Annotated in this window: 12 protein-coding genes; 4 read left to right on the forward strand and 8 right to left on the reverse strand. The window is 40.6% G+C overall.

The annotated features are described in order from the left end of the window. The first annotated feature begins 72 nt into the window (after positions 1 to 72). The gene (locus tag I6F48_RS18155) at positions 73 to 3,036 is read left to right on the forward strand and encodes a TonB-dependent receptor (protein ID WP_024591526.1); all 2,964 of its coding nucleotides are present in this window, start codon (positions 73 to 75) and stop codon (positions 3,034 to 3,036) included. A gap of 209 nt (positions 3,037 to 3,245) precedes the next feature. Here I6F48_RS18155 and I6F48_RS18160 read toward each other — a convergent pair whose 3' ends face one another. Continuing rightward, positions 3,246 to 5,156, reverse strand: a complete 1,911-nt coding sequence (locus tag I6F48_RS18160; RefSeq protein WP_197120001.1) for an aminotransferase class V-fold PLP-dependent enzyme — start codon at positions 5,154 to 5,156, stop codon at positions 3,246 to 3,248. Between the two features lie 391 nt (positions 5,157 to 5,547). On the opposite strand from I6F48_RS18160, the gene I6F48_RS18165 reads away from it, so the two are divergent. The 3 genes from I6F48_RS18165 to I6F48_RS18175 are packed head-to-tail and all read left to right on the forward strand — an operon-like array spanning position 5,548 to position 8,458. Continuing rightward, the gene (locus I6F48_RS18165; RefSeq protein ID WP_197120002.1) at positions 5,548 to 6,663 is read left to right on the forward strand and encodes a DUF262 domain-containing protein; all 1,116 of its coding nucleotides are present in this window, start codon (positions 5,548 to 5,550) and stop codon (positions 6,661 to 6,663) included. Then, entirely contained in the window at positions 6,656 to 7,705 is a 1,050-nt protein-coding gene (locus I6F48_RS18170) for an AAA family ATPase (RefSeq protein WP_197120003.1), read from the forward strand. Before I6F48_RS18165 ends, I6F48_RS18170 begins: the two co-directional genes overlap by 8 nt. Before the next feature lie 3 nt (positions 7,706 to 7,708). Beyond that, positions 7,709 to 8,458, forward strand: a complete 750-nt coding sequence (locus I6F48_RS18175; RefSeq protein WP_197120004.1) for a hypothetical protein — start codon at positions 7,709 to 7,711, stop codon at positions 8,456 to 8,458. A gap of 77 nt (positions 8,459 to 8,535) precedes the next feature. Here the strand turns inward: I6F48_RS18175 and nth are convergent, their stop codons facing one another. The 7 genes from nth to rsxA are packed head-to-tail and all read right to left on the reverse strand — an operon-like array spanning position 8,536 to position 15,454. Next, complete coding sequence (nth, locus tag I6F48_RS18180) at positions 8,536 to 9,168, reverse strand: endonuclease III (protein ID WP_007379030.1); 633 nt, start codon at positions 9,166 to 9,168, stop codon at positions 8,536 to 8,538. 49 nt (positions 9,169 to 9,217) lie between these two features. After that, positions 9,218 to 9,916: an electron transport complex subunit E gene (locus I6F48_RS18185; protein WP_193226042.1), complete on the reverse strand. Its 699-nt coding sequence runs from the start codon at positions 9,914 to 9,916 to the stop codon at positions 9,218 to 9,220. Next, on the reverse strand, positions 9,913 to 10,554 hold the full coding sequence (gene rsxG / locus I6F48_RS18190; protein WP_002962266.1) for an electron transport complex subunit RsxG: 642 nt from the start codon (positions 10,552 to 10,554) through the stop codon (positions 9,913 to 9,915). Before rsxG ends, I6F48_RS18185 begins: the two co-directional genes overlap by 4 nt. Further along, positions 10,551 to 11,609: an electron transport complex subunit RsxD gene (gene rsxD / locus I6F48_RS18195; RefSeq protein ID WP_197120005.1), complete on the reverse strand. Its 1,059-nt coding sequence runs from the start codon at positions 11,607 to 11,609 to the stop codon at positions 10,551 to 10,553. The genes rsxG and rsxD overlap by 4 nt, the downstream gene beginning before the upstream one ends. Beyond that, positions 11,606 to 14,308, reverse strand: a complete 2,703-nt coding sequence (gene rsxC, locus I6F48_RS18200) for an electron transport complex subunit RsxC (protein ID WP_197120006.1) — start codon at positions 14,306 to 14,308, stop codon at positions 11,606 to 11,608. Before rsxC ends, rsxD begins: the two co-directional genes overlap by 4 nt. An 8-nt stretch (positions 14,309 to 14,316) precedes the next feature. Further along, a complete protein-coding gene (rsxB, locus tag I6F48_RS18205; protein WP_007585357.1) occupies positions 14,317 to 14,871 on the reverse strand; it encodes an electron transport complex subunit RsxB in 555 nt (184 codons plus the stop codon). A gap of 1 nt (position 14,872) precedes the next feature. Next, positions 14,873 to 15,454: an electron transport complex subunit RsxA gene (gene rsxA / locus I6F48_RS18210; protein ID WP_008172491.1), complete on the reverse strand. Its 582-nt coding sequence runs from the start codon at positions 15,452 to 15,454 to the stop codon at positions 14,873 to 14,875. Positions 15,455 to 15,532 lie beyond the last annotated feature (78 nt).

The raw sequence follows: 15,532 nt of genomic DNA on the forward strand, positions 1-15,532 counted from the left end.
AGAAAGGGCTTTTAATAAAAACAATAAAGTAGCTGGTTAAACATAGCATTTCACACACACAGGAAAAAAACTATGAGTCACAAGTTATCTAAAATTACACTGGCAGTTATATCGGCAACCGCACTTGGTATGTCTTTGTCTACACAGGCGCAAGAAGCTCCAAAAAAAGCTGCGGACGATCTTGAGGTTATCGAGGTTTCAGGTATTAGACAATCGCTTACAAATGCGCTTGCACAAAAGCGTTCAGCAGATAGCCTTGTTGAAATTATCGAGGCTGTAGATATTGGTAAGCTACCAGATCAAAACCTCGCAGAAGTACTTGAAAACGTAACAGGGATTCAAATTACCCGTGAAGCAGGGGTAGGTACGGGCGTTCAAATTCGTGGTACCAATGCCAATCGTACAGAAGTGAACGGCGTATCAACAGTTGGCTCAGGGTCTGGGCGAAGTGGCATTAGTTTTGAAGATGTATCAGCTGCAATTATCTCTGGTGTAGAAGTAATTAAGTCACCAGAAGCAAAAACAATCGAAGGCTCTGTGGGCGCAACAATAAACCTTAAAACAATTCGCCCGTTACAGTTAAATGAAACTCTAGGCTCAATTAGAGTCCAAGGTGAAGATAGTAGCTTATCAACAGATGGCGTGACCCCTAGGGTATCAGGTGCTTGGGGTGATAACTGGGAGCTTGATTCGGGCGGTAAGTTTGGTGTTGTATTTAGTGGTAGTTACAGTGAGCAAGACGTAACCGCATTTCGTCCTCGCGCAGATAGAGATAATTCGGTAGCCGCTGATAGTGGTGCTGCAAGTGCACAATCGTTTGATTTTCTACCAGTACAATTTTTAATTCAAGATTACGATAATTACGAATACGAGACAAAAAACTTCGCAGGTACATTTGAATATGCACCAAACGATAATATGAAATTCTTTTTTGATGCAGTTGTTAATGATCAAGAGCGCCGCCAAGAAAGCTCAAGAGTACAAGCATCTGGTCTAAGTGATCTTAGAAATGTATCAATACCGAGTGAATTTGAAACAGTTAATTTTGGTTCACTGGACGGACAAAACCTAGGCAGTATACAAGCGGCCGTAAGAGGCGTAATTCCGGTTGAAGACGGTGGTGGCGATCCTAACTTGCGTTTTTCTAGCGATACTAATTCACGCATCACAAAGAGCAAAATATTTAGAATAGGGGGCGAATGGCAAGGCGATAGATTATTTGCAAGTGTTGAAGCCTCAACCTCTCGTTCTGATTCAACTACACCAAGCTTTAATACAACGCTTAATTTTATAAATCCAAATGTTGCTACTAATTCTTCAAATGAAAACGGGACTCCTTTTGAGTATGATCTTACAGGTGATGCACTTACGTTTGGGATTGCAACGGGAGAGGCAAACGCGCCAACAATGGCTCAATTGCTCGACCCTGCAAATGTTGTTCTACGTGACGTAAACCAAGGGCAAGATGAGTCAGAAAATACAGAAGATGCGTTTCGTACAGATTTTACATATTACTTAGATGATGTAATAACGTCAGTCGATTTTGGTTACCGCTACAGTAAAACGAGTAGTGTGTCGGATCAAGTTCGCTCTAACGTTGGTTTAAGAAATATGGCTGATAGCCCAACGGGTGATTTATTTGCACAATTATTAACAGCGGGCCCAGATAACTTTAACGATGGTGATGGGCGAGCACTTTATATTCGTGATTTCTTACTTATTAACCCAGAGCTTGCATCCTCTGATCCACAAGCCGTATTAGCAGCGCTAAACCAAGCGATTGAAGCTAATAATGCAATAACGGGTTCTGATCGTGGTCCAATAAGTTCACCAACGTCTCAAGTAAATGCGTTTTTTGATATTGAAGAAGAAACACATGCCTTATATGCACAAGCAAATTTTGAGTACGGCATGTTTCGCGGTAACTTTGGCCTACGTTATTTAGAGACTGAAGTTACATCGCTAGGTAACTCTGTTACTCAAGATGGAAGTGGCAACGAACTGGTTACTCAGCTAACGTCTAAAGGTGATTACGATTTCTTTTTACCTCGATTCAATTTAGCCGCGAATGTAAGTGAAGATGTGATTGTTCGTTTAGGTTGGTCAAAAGATATTAGACGCCCAGATTTTGATGACCTATCTACATCTGTTACGTTTGGCACCAGCCCTAATAGTGCCGTTTCAATTGGTAATTCAGGCTTAGCACCAGAAGAAGTAACCTCTTTCGATATATCCACAGATTGGTATTTTGCACCCGCTGCTTTGTTAAGTGTGGGGTACTTTCATAAAACACGTAGCGATTTGCACGTTACACAGCAAGTTGACCCATTTGAAGACCCAAGCACAGGCTTTCGCGATACAAATGGTCCAGAGTGTGAAGGAGGCGGCATATTTAATCCAATTGCAGACATAAACGTGTTTGGCCCAGATGCTGGCGTAGGGTTATGTGTACCAACACAAACTACTATTAATGATTCTGGTGAAACAACACAGCAAGGTATTGAGCTTGCAGCTCAATACGACTTATCAAGTTTTGAAAAAGAGCTAGGTTGGGCATCAGGTTTTGGTGTGGTTGCTAACTATACCTATCAAGAATTTTCTGGTGGTGAATCATTTGACACTGCAACGAGTCGTGCAAATGCTGTTTTTGCATTAACAACCGGTAACCCGGATGCAGACATAAGTGCTAAGCAATCACTCATTGATCTGTCAGAAAACGCATATAATATTACATTTTACTATGAGAAATACGGTCTATCTGCTCGAGCGCGTTACACGTGGCGCGAAGGGTACCGTTCAACTGACTTTGGTAGCACCTCAAGCTTCCCATGGGGTTTCCCTGTTGTTCAAGAAGACAGAGGGCAGCTTAATGCCAGCATAAGTTATGATGTGAACGATCAGCTAAATATCGGTATTGAAGCTGTAAACTTAACTGAATCAGAAGTTAGCCAGTCTTGTGTTAACGAAGGTGCTTTACTTTGTTTCCAAGGTATTACAGACCGCCGTATTACATTTGGCGCAAGCTATAGATTTTAAACGTTATAGTTAAATCGAGTCTATAAGTGTGTGTATTTAAAGACGCTAAAAGCAAGCCACCTGGCTTGCTTTTTTTTAACTAAAATTAGTTAATATTTATAAGGATGATTTATCCCACTTTGTATTTACTTTTAAATACTGTTACTGCGGCAATGTCTTGCGGCACTGCCACCAGTAATTATTATTGAGATAGTATTAAACCAATACCTTTATTTTTTAACCTTACCCTTAAGAACATAAATTTCACCATCGAAACTGCCTTGTATCGTCAGTCCTTGGCTTGCCAACTCTTGTAAATATTCGATATGGTCATCAGTGATATGCTGGCCCGGTACTAAAAGTGGTATACCTGGTGGATATGGAGTAACTAAACCTGCACAAATGCGGTTGTTGCTTTTACTGATAGGTACAGATTCGCGGTCGCCATAAAAAGCATCGCTTGGAATACACGCCAAGTCTATGGCAGGTAAATTTTCAGGTAAGCGAGCTCTACGCGTCGATTTCGATAGCTTTACCTTACCGCTGTCTAGCTTTTTCAACGCATTGTACAAACGAATTATTTTTGAGCGCGTGCCGCCAAGCGTAAGTAAAACCAAAATGGTGCTGTGTGTGTATTTTTCTATCTCTAGCCCAATTTCATCCAGTAGATATTTATGAATATCTTTTAATGAGTAAGGTAGCTCACTAATATCAATAAGGATTTTTAATGGGTCGTGACCCATGTTATCACCACTAAAATGCGGGAATATTTCCATAAAGTCTTGCTTAGCTAATACTTTAATTTGCTTAAGCGAGGCCATCTGTTGTTTAAACTCTTCAACATGATTTAGCAGCGCGTTGAGCAGCTTATAGCCTTCCATCTCTAATTGCTTTTGGCATACGTCGAGAGACGCAATAAGCTGATATTTAGGCGATGTGCTCGCGTAGATACTGTAAATATCGCGGAAGAAATCTGCATCAAAATCGGGGTCGTTAATATGAATATAAGACGCCTGAGAAAATGCCGATACTACTTTATGCGCCGAATGCGTAATGTAGTCAGCCCCAGCATGTATGGCTGAATAATGACGAAAGCTAGGATGAAACAAAGAATATGCAAACCAGGCTTCATCTATAAACACTTTAATACCATGTTGATGAGCGTAATCTACCACTTGTTTCAGATCGCTAAGTAGACCATCGTAAGTACAACCAGTAAGCACCAATAATTTAGCATCTGTATTGTTTTCAATTGCCAACTTAATATCGGCCAACGACGGTGGCGCGAAAATACCGTATTTTGGATTTAGTATACTCGCCAAATAAATGGGGTAACTAGCTGATTGCAAGATGCCATAGTGTACGGACTTATGGCAATTACGGTCGACAATTACTTTATCTCCCTTGCGCAGCAGTGTCTGCAAGATGATTTTATTTGAGGTAGATGAACCATTTGTAACAAAGTAGGTGTGTTTAACCTCAAACGTCGCCGCGGCTGATTCTTGAGCGCGACCAATGGTATTGGTGCTGTCTGATAATGAACCTAGCGAGTCTACCGAAACCGACAGGTCGCCAACAAATACATTGCGGCCGTAAAACTGATAAAAATCTTTGATGTAAGGTGAGTTTCTAAAGCTAGAACCTCCACTATGACCCGGTGTGTGCCAAGAGTCGTTTGCTTCACCAACGTAACGACGATATGCCGTCCAAAATGGCGTTTCAGAGCGGTCGTCAAAATCGTTAATCATATAACCTAAAATAGCTTCTGGGTCAGAAATTACTTCATCTTTAAAAAAGAAGGATTCGATTTCTTCTGATTCGTTTACGATCTCCAGCCCTTTAGTGTCGTCGCCAATAACATAAACCGGCAGCTCAAGACGAATTGCCTTTAACTCTTCAATAAAGCGGCTATACATCCGCTCACCCACCTTGTTGTGCATATCCCAGCTTAGAACTACGGCTTGAATATCACCATCTTCCTCTACATGTTCCAACGCGCGTTTAAGCTCGAGGCATTCAATAATATCGATATGAATATCATCTCGCTCAAAGTTAGGAATGGTCTTTGACAGATTAGTTGAAAGCCCTTGTAAGGTGGCTGGGTCTTGTTCAATTATCAAGATACGAAGTAGAGGTAGCATAGGGGGTTTCGCAATATAATTTATAATACTCAGTAGCATAACCAAAGGAGTGTAACTTGTGAAATTAATACTTTGATAATGTTCTATTAATTGTACAATTTTACTAACACGGCCTTACGTATAAAAATGTTTTATCTAGATTTATTTACAAGATATCGATAGGTGAAAGAGACTAAAATCTGGTACTTGAGCTTTAACGAACTGAAGCATGGATTAGGATCAATTAGTTAGCCTATTTTGTACGTCTAATAATTGAATCTTGCACTAATTTCAGTAGTAGTGACTGGCAAGGTTGATATGCAGGATTGGCAAACATAAAAAAAATATAGTTATTATGCTTATAGTAAGGCGCTATCAAATGATATTATATAGAAAAAGTCAGGGCTAACAAATGATTGATGCAGATGATGTAATTGAAATTGAAAATCAAGGCGAACTTGAGTTAACTGCGCACCCACATCAAATGGGTACAGATACTCAAATACGGATCGCTAAAGAGCAATCTAGCATATTTGAACTACTTCGTAAGGAGGGTCGAGGTGATTTAGTTCTTGCTCCTGATTTCCAGCGAAAAAATGTCTGGGACAGAAAGCATCAATCTGAGTTGATCGAGTCAATACTAATGGGCATTCCTATACCTTTGATATACCTATTCGAAGATGAAGAAGGTGTGAGACAAATTATCGATGGTAAACAAAGGATTACAGCTTTAAAACAATTCAAAAACAACAAGTTTACGCTAACAAATCTTTCTATGCTTCCTGATCTCAAAGGAAAGAAATTCGATGACATACCTCCTTTACTACAAGCGAAGTTGGAAGACTATCAACTACATTCTTATGTGATACAACCACCAACACCAGAATACGTAAAGTTCAATATTTTTGAGCGAGTCAACCGAGGTGGAATTAACTTAAACAAACAGGAAATGCGTCATGCTCTATATCAAGGAAAGGCTACAATCCTTATTAAAGAGCTAGCAGAAAGCCAGCAATTTAATAACGCAACAGGTAATGGTGTAAAACCAAACCGTATGCGTGATAGATACTTAGTACTGAGGTTTGTCGCGTTCTATCTATTGATCACAGATCAGCTAAAAGACTCCTCTATTCAATATAAATCAGATGTTGATGCATTCTTAGCTTCAGTCATGAAATATATAAATACTAAAGCCTCAGCAAGCCTGATAGCTCACGTTAAAAATGTATGTTTATACGGAATGGAAAGTGTATACAACGTCTTAGGGGACGAAGCATTTCGGTTTAAGCCGAATGGAGGCGGAAATAGGCGACCTGTAAACATGGGGCTGTTTGAAATGTTAGTATTTGCATTTTGCTATGTAGACTATAAGCAATTAGATCATCAAAAAGCTAAAGAACTTATCGATGATCATAAAGTAAACGTAGATGATGAAGGCCTTTTTTCAGGTTCAATTGATACCGCAGAATTTGTAAGAGTTAGGTTTGATAAAGCTCAAAAAATAACACAAGGACTTAACAATGCTTAAGCAACTTGATATTAAAAATTTAAAGAGTATTGATAGTGCATCTCTAAGACTTGCTCCATTGACACTTTTGACTGGGGCAAATTCTTCTGGGAAATCAACCGCTATTCAAGCCTTGATGCTGCTTATCAGAAACAGCGATGCTAGTAATCGCTATAGTATGGAAGAACTTATTCGATACTTAAGTGACTTTGCGACAATACGTAATAAAAAGAACAACGCGAAGTCCATTAACATAACCGCAATTGACACTGAGAATAATAACTACTCCTTAGACATCACTTCAGATTCTCTGCATATGTCGAGCAATCTACCTTACCTTTATGAGCTAAAGGAGGAATGTAGTGGTATAGAGCTTTTATATCTAAATGCAAACCGAATAGGTGCACAAGATCTAGTGCAAATATCGGAGCGTAAAGTCGGTAATTTAGGTGAATATCTATTTTCAACTTTTGATAAAGTAAAGGGTAAAAAATTACCAGACTCATTACTTAAATTTGAAGGATCTAAAACTATTTCATATCAAGTCAGTAAGTGGTTGAGCTTTATAACTGGCTCTAATACTGAACTTGTTACGGAAAATATTAGTGACAAAGTAAAGGTTTCTTTTAACGTAAAGGATATCGATAGCAATGTATCCCCATTCAACCTTGGGGCTGGAATAAGCTATATCTCTAAGGTCATCATAATATGTTTAATGGGAAAAAAAGGGGATCTGGTACTCTTGGAGAATCCAGAAATTCAATTGCATCCAAAAGCCCAAGCCCAACTAGGGGTGTTTTTGTCATTTATTGCAAACAGTGGAATACAGTTAGTAGTTGAAACTCACTGCGAGCACTTGATAAACAAAATTGCTTACGAAGTTTATGAAGATCATATATCGAGCGATGACATTGTCATCCATTATAAAAGCAGTGTTGAAAGTGACTTTGAAACTATTTTAATAGATGATAATGGCGAGTTTAACGATATTGATGGCAATATTATTAGCTTTCCTAGTGGCTTTTTTGATGCAACACTCTCTGACTTGATGAGCATGAGGTAACTGATGGCTGAAAAAATGGTTCTCAACACCTCCTTGTTAATTGCTTATGAAAATATGGCTTTTGAACCTCGCAAATACCAAAAGAAATATAAGCGCTTGATGAAGTTGATATCACTGCCATATAAAACAAATAAAAAGCAACTAATAAGAGCTAAAGCTGATGGATTAAATCAAACTGTATACGATAGACTAATGCCCCAGCTTCAGAACGAGCCTGACAGAGATGATTCTCTGGAAGTATTAGCATCCAAAACAAGCTTGAAAGTAATTTTAACTGAAGATGAAGAGGCAATTTTACCCTATGTATATTATCGCTCTTCATTTATTTCAAATCAGATAACTATTAGCCTAAAAGCTTCAGAGAATAGAGGTGATCTCGTTCGATACCTTCAAATGCTTTGTTTTTCTGCTACCCGAGTAACTATCTGTGACAATTATTTAGCGCAAGGTTGGGATAATACTCAAAGTTTATTTAGAGCTGTATTTCCTAGAAATAAATTAGACATTCAGTTTGTTGAAACACCAAATACTTTAGCAGTCATTAAAAATAGCACTAAGGTGACGGATGGCTTTGCTAAATCAATTTGTATTGACTGGGTAGTTTCAGAAAGCACACTATATCAAAGCTCTCATGATAGATACTTATTAATTGAGGCACCCCAAGGAAATATTGAAGTAATGATTTCTAGCGGTTTCGATCATATTTGGAAAACTAACCCTAAAGAAATTACCTGTGTTATTAGAGAAAAATAAAAAACTAAAGGGCCAAATCTTGACTCCAGGCATCATAATTATTAACAGTCCACAATTTGCTCTAAAGAGAGCTAAGGCTATTCAGTCTTATCTTTAAATTCACACAAGTCTTCAATAATACAGCTGCCGCATTTTGGCTTACGCGCTACGCAGGTGTAACGTCCGTGAAGAATCAACCAATGATGCACGTCTACTTTAAATTCAGCAGGTACTACTTTTTCAAGCTTTTGTTCTACAGCTACAACATCTTTACCCATGGCAAGTTTAGTACGATTAGATACACGAAATATATGTGTATCCACGGCTATTACAGGCCAGCCAAAGGCGGTATTGAGTACAACATTAGCTGTTTTTCTGCCAACGCCCGGTAGAGCCTCTAACGCTTCACGATTTTCTGGCACGATGCTGTTGTGCTCATCCACCAATATTTGGCACATTTTGTATACGTTAGCAGCTTTGGAATTAAATAAGCCGATAGTTTTTATATAATCACGCAGTGTATCGTGACCTATATCTAAAATTGCTTGTGGCGTATTGGCAACTGGAAAAAGTTTACGAGTGGCTTTATTAACGCCTACATCGGTTGCTTGTGCTGAAAGAGTTACTGCTACTAGCAACTCAAATGGGCTTGAATATTCAAGCTCTGTAACTGGATGCGGGTTATCGTCGCGCAGGCGCGACAGTATTTGGTGACGTTTTTCTTTATTCATGCAACTTAAAACGTATTAGTGCTAATTGTTGCTCTAATACGTTTTCCCCTTAAGTTAAGCTAGTAACACGTGCTCGAGGGCCTTTTTCAGCCTCTGGCGGTGCAACTTGTTTTGATTTTATTTGTGCGTCAATTACGTTTTTTGCAGCAATAAGTAGCCCAAGTCCTAAAAAGGCACCCGGTGGTAAAATTGCGAGTAAAAATTGGTTATCAAAGTTAAATACTTCTATGCGCAAGCTCTGTGCCCATTGGCCAAGTAATAAGTCGGCACCGTCAAACAGCGTACCTTGGCCGATTAGTTCGCGCATAGTACCTAATACTAACAGTACAGCCATAAAGCCTAAGCCCATCATTAAGCCGTCAAATGCTGATAAATGAACAGGGTTTTTAGAGGCATATGCTTCGGCGCGGCCAATAATGGCGCAGTTAGTTACAATCAACGGAATAAAAATTCCCAATGATTGATATAAACCAAAGGTATAAGCGTTCATAAGTAATTGAACTATTGTTACAAAGCCCGCGATGATCATTACAAATACAGGTATACGAATATCTTTTGGCACCCAGTTACGCACAATTGATACGGTAACATTAGAGCCTATTAGTACGAGTAAAGTTGCTAAGCCTAAACCTAAGGCATTTGTTACCGTTGAGGTAACGGCAAGCAGTGGACATAAACCTAAAAGCTGCACAAGGGCAGGGTTATTTACCCATACACCTTCTTTGTATAATGTTTTTAACTCACTCATTTAGCTACCTCCATACATTCGGCATTAGGTGCTGCAAAAATATCATCAAAATTAGTTTGTGCGAACAATACGGCATTTTTAACAGAGCCCACAACAGCACGTGGCGTTATGGTCGCGCCTGTAAATTGATCAAACTGGCCGCCATCTTTTTTTACAGCCCAGCGAGCGTCTTCTTCGCCTTCAACCGTTAAGCTTTTAAATGTTGTGATCCAAAGTGATTTTTTAACTTCTACTTTGTCGCCTAAACCAGGGGTTTCTTCGTGTTTAGTCGTACGCACGCCAGCAATAGTGCCATCGCTCAATACAGCTGTTAATAAGTTAATATCGCCACTGTAGCCGTTTGGCGTAACATGCCTAATAACAACAGCGACTGGTTTATTGTTTTTACGAGCACGGTAAATTACTTGGTTTGCGTGTGGGCCTAGTTTTTCGTCAGTAATAATTACGCAATCTTGTGATAATTGATTGTCGTACGATTTTGGGTCGAGCACTTCTTGTAGCTGCGCAGTAAGTTGCAGTTGTTCTTGCTCTGCAATTTTATCGGCAGTAAGCGCGTTGATAGAGGCAACTAAGCCCGTTGTTGCTAACGCAAACGCAGTTAAAATAGCACCATTTTTAGCCATTGACGAAATGATCATTTTACTGCTCCATGGCCATAAGTACGTGGCTGTGTGTAGTAGTCTATTAGCGGCACTGCAATATTAATCAATAATACGCTAAATGCGATGGCATCAGGAAAACCACCAAAGGTACGAATTAAATAAATTAGTAAGCCAATTAGCGCGCCATAAATTAAGCGCCCTTTGTTAGTTGTTGCTGCAGATACCGGATCGGTTGCTATAAAAAAGGCCCCCATCATAGTGGCACCACTTAATAAGTGAAATAGGGTGCCCGGCTCTGTACCTGGTGATGCGATATAACCAATAGCACTACATACAGCTAAACTTGCGATAAAACTTACAGGAATATGCCAGTTAATTATTTTTGCTTTTAATAAGTATAAACCACCCACTAAAAAGCCTAAGTTAACCCACACCCAACCAAGGCCAGCCCATTCGTTAAATAATGGCTTTTGCATGCTTTCGGTAACGGTTAAACCGTGTGCTATGTCTGTTTTAACAGTATCCAGCGGTGTTGCCATTGTTAGGCCATCAATCCCTGCACGTACTTGATCTAGGCTAAACCCAGAGGCCGTAAAATCGGTGAATATTAGCCTTAGCTGATCAGCAAAGGCTATTGGCGTATTTATTAAATCGGTAACAGGCAACCATGCGGTCATTTGTACCGGAAACGAAACTAAAAGCAGTACATAAGCCGCCATTGCTGGATTGAATAAGTTAAACCCAAGGCCGCCATAAAGCTGTTTTACTATAACAATAGAAAATAAACAGCCAATAACGATTATCCACCAAGGGGCAAGTGGTGGGATACTCAGTGCCAATAACACGGCAGTAAGCCACGCACTGCCATCACTTAATGCAGGCCAAACAGGGCGCTTTCGTATTAGCATTATTGCAGCTTCAAATACGCTTACAGCAACAAGCGCTAGTACCAGTTGAATAAGCACACCTGTACCAAAAAAGAAAACTTGAGCAATTAGCCCAGGAATACACGCAGCAATAACGCTAAGCATTAATCGCGTTAACGATTTATGGCTGTGATTATGCGGCGAACTGGCCATGGTTAATTTCATGACTGATTATTTCCTTCTTTTTGTAACTTTTTAGCTTTTGCTCTCGCAATTGCAGCAGCCACGGCGGCTTTTTTCTTATCGTCGGCTGATTTAGGTTTATCTGCGTTAATAAGAACTGATGAGTCATCGGTGTTACTTTCTGCACTCTTAGGTGCTGCGCTATCAACTTGTGGCTCTTGGGGCTGAGTTTGTTCGGTATCTTCTAGTGCTTTAGCCGCTTTTTTAGCTTTAGCACGAGCTATGGCCGCCGCTACCGCTGCTTTTTTATCATCAACGGGTGCCGCGCTTTGTGGCTCTTCACTCACGGTTTGCTCGGTTTCTTCTAATGCTTTAGCTGCTTTTTTAGCTTTAGCGCGGGCAATAGCCGCCGCTACCGCTGCCTTTTTGTCATCAACAGGGGCATCGCTTTGTGGCTCTTCACTCACTTTTTGCTCAGCGTCTTCTAATGCTTTAGCCGCTTTTTTAGCTTTAGCACGAGCAATGGCCGCCGCTACCGCTGCTTTTTTGTCATCAACAGGGGCATCAGTTTGTGGCTCTTCACTTACTGTTTGTTCAGCGTTATCTAATGCTTGTGCTGCCTTTTTGGCTTTAGCGCGAGCAATGGCCGCAGCTACGGCTGCTTTTTTATCATCAGCAGGCATATCGCTTTGTGGCTCTTCACTCACGGTTTGCTCAGCGCCATCTAATGCTTTAGCCGCTTTTTTAGCTTTTGCACGAGCAATGGCCGCCGCTACCGCTGCTTTTTTGTCATCAACAGGGGCATCGTTTTGTGGCTCTTCACTTGCTGCTTGTTCAGCGTTATCTAATGCTTGTGCTGCTTTTTTAGCTTTAGCTCGAGCAATGGCCGCAGCTACCGCTGACTTTTTATCATCAACAGGGGCCACGTTTTGTGGCTCTTCACTTGCTGCTTGTTCAGCGTTATCTAATGCTTGTGCTGCTTTTTTAGCTTTAGCGCGAGCAATGGCTGCAGCGACTGCTGATTTTTTATCATCAACGGGCGCAGTATCGGCCGATTCATCTGTTTGAGATTTTTGCTCTTTATATTTACGCGCTTGTTCTTTACGTAGTGCGCGCTCTTTTGCTACTTCGCTGTTGTCAGGTTCTAATTCAGCAGATTGATCGCCTAGCTTTTTAGCTTTAGCGCGTGCAATAGCAGCTGCAACAGCTGATTTTTCATCGCCGTTATCTGATTTATTTTTAACGCGGGCTAGTGCCTCTGCTACTTTTTGCTTTTCGTCAGCAGATTTAGCTGCAGGTTTACGTTTGTGGCGGTTTTGACGTTCTTCTTGCTCGCGATCTAAACGCTCTTTTCGTGCATCAAAACGCTCTTTTGCTCTGTCGGCTTTAATTTTATCCGCTTGTTGTTCTTTAATTTCAACTTTGGCTATACGGTAGTACTGTACAAGAGGGATTTCGCTTGGGCACACATATGCACAAGCACCACACTCAATACAGTCAAATAAATTATGCTCTTGTAGTTTGTCGTACTCTTTTGATTTAGCAAACCACTGCAATTGCTGTGGTAATAAAGAAGCAGGGCAGGCATCAGCACAAGCGCTACAACGTATACAGGCTTTTTCAGGGCCGGGCTCCGCTAGCTCTTTATGATCAGGCGCTAAAATACAGTTAGTTGTTTTAACTATGCCAATACGCACTGTGGGTAGCGTAAAGCCCATCATTGGGCCGCCCATTACAACACTTTGCTGCGGTACAGGTGAGAAACCTTGGCAATCAAGTAAATGCTTTATTTCAGTGCCAAGTAGTGCCCATACATTCCCAGGCTTATGAATAGTGTTACCTGTTACCGTAACTATACGTTCAATGAGTGGTTTACCTTCATAAACGGCTTGTTGTACGGCAAACAAAGTCCCGGTGTTATGCACTAAAATACCAATATCGGCAGGAATACCAATGCTAGGAACTTCACGGTTAGTAAGTAATTTAATTAATTGCTTTTCACCGCCAGATGGATAAATAGTTGGCACCGTTTGAATAATAATTTTTGAGTTATGCTCAGCTGCTTGCTTCATCGCGGCAATCGCTTCAGGCTTGTTATCTTCTACACCCACAATGCACAGTGTTGGGTTTAAAAGTTGCTGCATTATTTCAATGCCTTGGATAACTTCTTTAGCGTGTTCGCGCATTAAAACGTCATCGGCAGTAATATAAGGTTCGCACTCAACAGCATTTACAATCAAAAATTCGATAGGTTGCTTGGTATCTGCTTTTACATAAGTAGGAAAACCAGCACCACCCATACCGCTAATACCGGCTTGGTGAATAATATTTATCAGCTCATCATGACTAAGCTCAGCAGGATTTTTATTTTTATTTAGAGCTACCCATTCGTCTTTGCCGTCTGGTTCAATAATAACACTTAGTTCAGGTAGGGCCGATGGATGTGCTGATGGCATAGGTGCAATATCAGTAACCACACCAGAGCTTGGAGCATGCACAGGTACCGACCAGTTAGCAGCAGGCGCTGTAAGTGGTTGGCCTTTTAAGACGTGTTGGCCTTTTTCTACAAGTAACTTACCGTTTGCGCCTATGTGTTGCTTAAGCGCAACAATGAGTTTGTCGGGCAACGGTAGGCGAGTGATACTCGCACTATTAGAGAGTGATTTTTGTTGTGGTGGGTGTATGCCGCCAGGAAATGCCCACACGGTGCCTTTTTTTATTTGTTCAAGTAACTTGTCCACTCAAACCTCTAATCTATTTGTGTAACAGGAATAGCATCTAGCTGCCATTTCCAGTTTTGTTTAGTTTCGGCTACAGGTAGCATATCAATGCAATCTACAGGGCAAGGCTCAACACATAAATCACAGCCAGTACATTCATCAATTAATACAGTGTGCATTTGACGAGTTGCGCCCAAAATGGCGTCAACCGGGCAGGCTTGAATACATTTGGTACAGCCAATACATTCATCTTCGCGAATATAAGCCACTGTTTTTATAGGTTCTGCTTGCTCGCCACCGGCAAGTGGTTTTTCATCAACACCCATTAAGCCGGCAAGCTTTTTCATGGTTGATTCGCCGCCCGGTGGGCATTTATTTATTTCATCGCCATTGGCTATGGCTTCGGCGTAAGGGCGACAACCCGGGTAGCCACATTGTCCGCATTGAGTTTGCGGCAAAATAGTATCAATTTGCTCAACAATAGGGTTACCTTCAACGCGAAAGCGAATTGCTGCAAACCCTAAAATAAGTCCAAAAATGAGTGCTAGCGAACCAATCGCTATCAAGGCATAAAACAAGGTCATATTAAAACTTCACTAATCCAGTAAAACCCATAAACGCCATCGACATTAAGCCTGCAGTGATCATTGCAATAGAGGCGCCTTTAAAAGGCGTAGGAACGTCAGCAGCTGCTAAACGTTCTCGTAGTGCTGCAAATAATACAAGCACTAAAGAAAAACCAACCGCAGCACCAAAACCATACACTGCAGATTGTAAAAACGAATGATCTTCTTTGATATTTAATAAAGCCACACCTAATACCGCACAGTTAGTGGTGATCAGCGGTAAAAATATGCCTAATAAACGATATAGAGTAGGGCTTGTTTTACGCACAACCATTTCGGTAAATTGCACTACAACGGCAATCACTAAAATAAAGCTCATGGTGCGTAAAAAGGCGATATCCAGAGGGATTAAAATATATTGATTAACTAAATAGCTAGTTACAGAGGCAAGGGTAAGCACAAACGTGGTTGCCAAAGACATACCAATCGCCGTATCAAGCTTACCTGATACGCCCATAAACGGACATAAGCCTAAAAATTGTACTAATACAAAGTTATTAACCAGAACGGTTCCAATCAATAACAAGACATATTCTGTCATGTGTGCCTCACGCTATAATAAACGTGGGTATTATCCTTTTTTCTTTATCGATTAACAACACATGAGAAGCAAATAAAC

It is taken from the genome of Pseudoalteromonas sp. SWYJ118 (assembly GCF_015864505.1).
GTDB lineage: Bacteria > Pseudomonadota > Gammaproteobacteria > Enterobacterales > Alteromonadaceae > Pseudoalteromonas > Pseudoalteromonas arctica.

What these genes read in the sequence shown, in the direction of transcription:
- I6F48_RS18155 (WP_024591526.1), top strand. Translation starts at nt 73, where the DNA reads ATGAGTCACAAGTTATCTAAAATTACACTGGCAGTTATATCGGCAACC.
- I6F48_RS18160 (WP_197120001.1), bottom strand. Translation starts at nt 5,156, where the DNA reads ATGCTACCTCTACTTCGTATCTTGATAATTGAACAAGACCCAGCCACC.
- I6F48_RS18165 (WP_197120002.1), top strand. Translation starts at nt 5,548, where the DNA reads ATGATTGATGCAGATGATGTAATTGAAATTGAAAATCAAGGCGAACTT.
- I6F48_RS18170 (WP_197120003.1), top strand. Translation starts at nt 6,656, where the DNA reads ATGCTTAAGCAACTTGATATTAAAAATTTAAAGAGTATTGATAGTGCA.
- I6F48_RS18175 (WP_197120004.1), top strand. Translation starts at nt 7,709, where the DNA reads ATGGCTGAAAAAATGGTTCTCAACACCTCCTTGTTAATTGCTTATGAA.
- nth (WP_007379030.1), bottom strand. Translation starts at nt 9,168, where the DNA reads ATGAATAAAGAAAAACGTCACCAAATACTGTCGCGCCTGCGCGACGAT.
- I6F48_RS18185 (WP_193226042.1), bottom strand. Translation starts at nt 9,916, where the DNA reads ATGAGTGAGTTAAAAACATTATACAAAGAAGGTGTATGGGTAAATAAC.
- rsxG (WP_002962266.1), bottom strand. Translation starts at nt 10,554, where the DNA reads ATGATCATTTCGTCAATGGCTAAAAATGGTGCTATTTTAACTGCGTTT.
- rsxD (WP_197120005.1), bottom strand. Translation starts at nt 11,609, where the DNA reads ATGAAATTAACCATGGCCAGTTCGCCGCATAATCACAGCCATAAATCG.
- rsxB (WP_007585357.1), bottom strand. Translation starts at nt 14,871, where the DNA reads ATGACCTTGTTTTATGCCTTGATAGCGATTGGTTCGCTAGCACTCATT.
- rsxA (WP_008172491.1), bottom strand. Translation starts at nt 15,454, where the DNA reads ATGACAGAATATGTCTTGTTATTGATTGGAACCGTTCTGGTTAATAAC.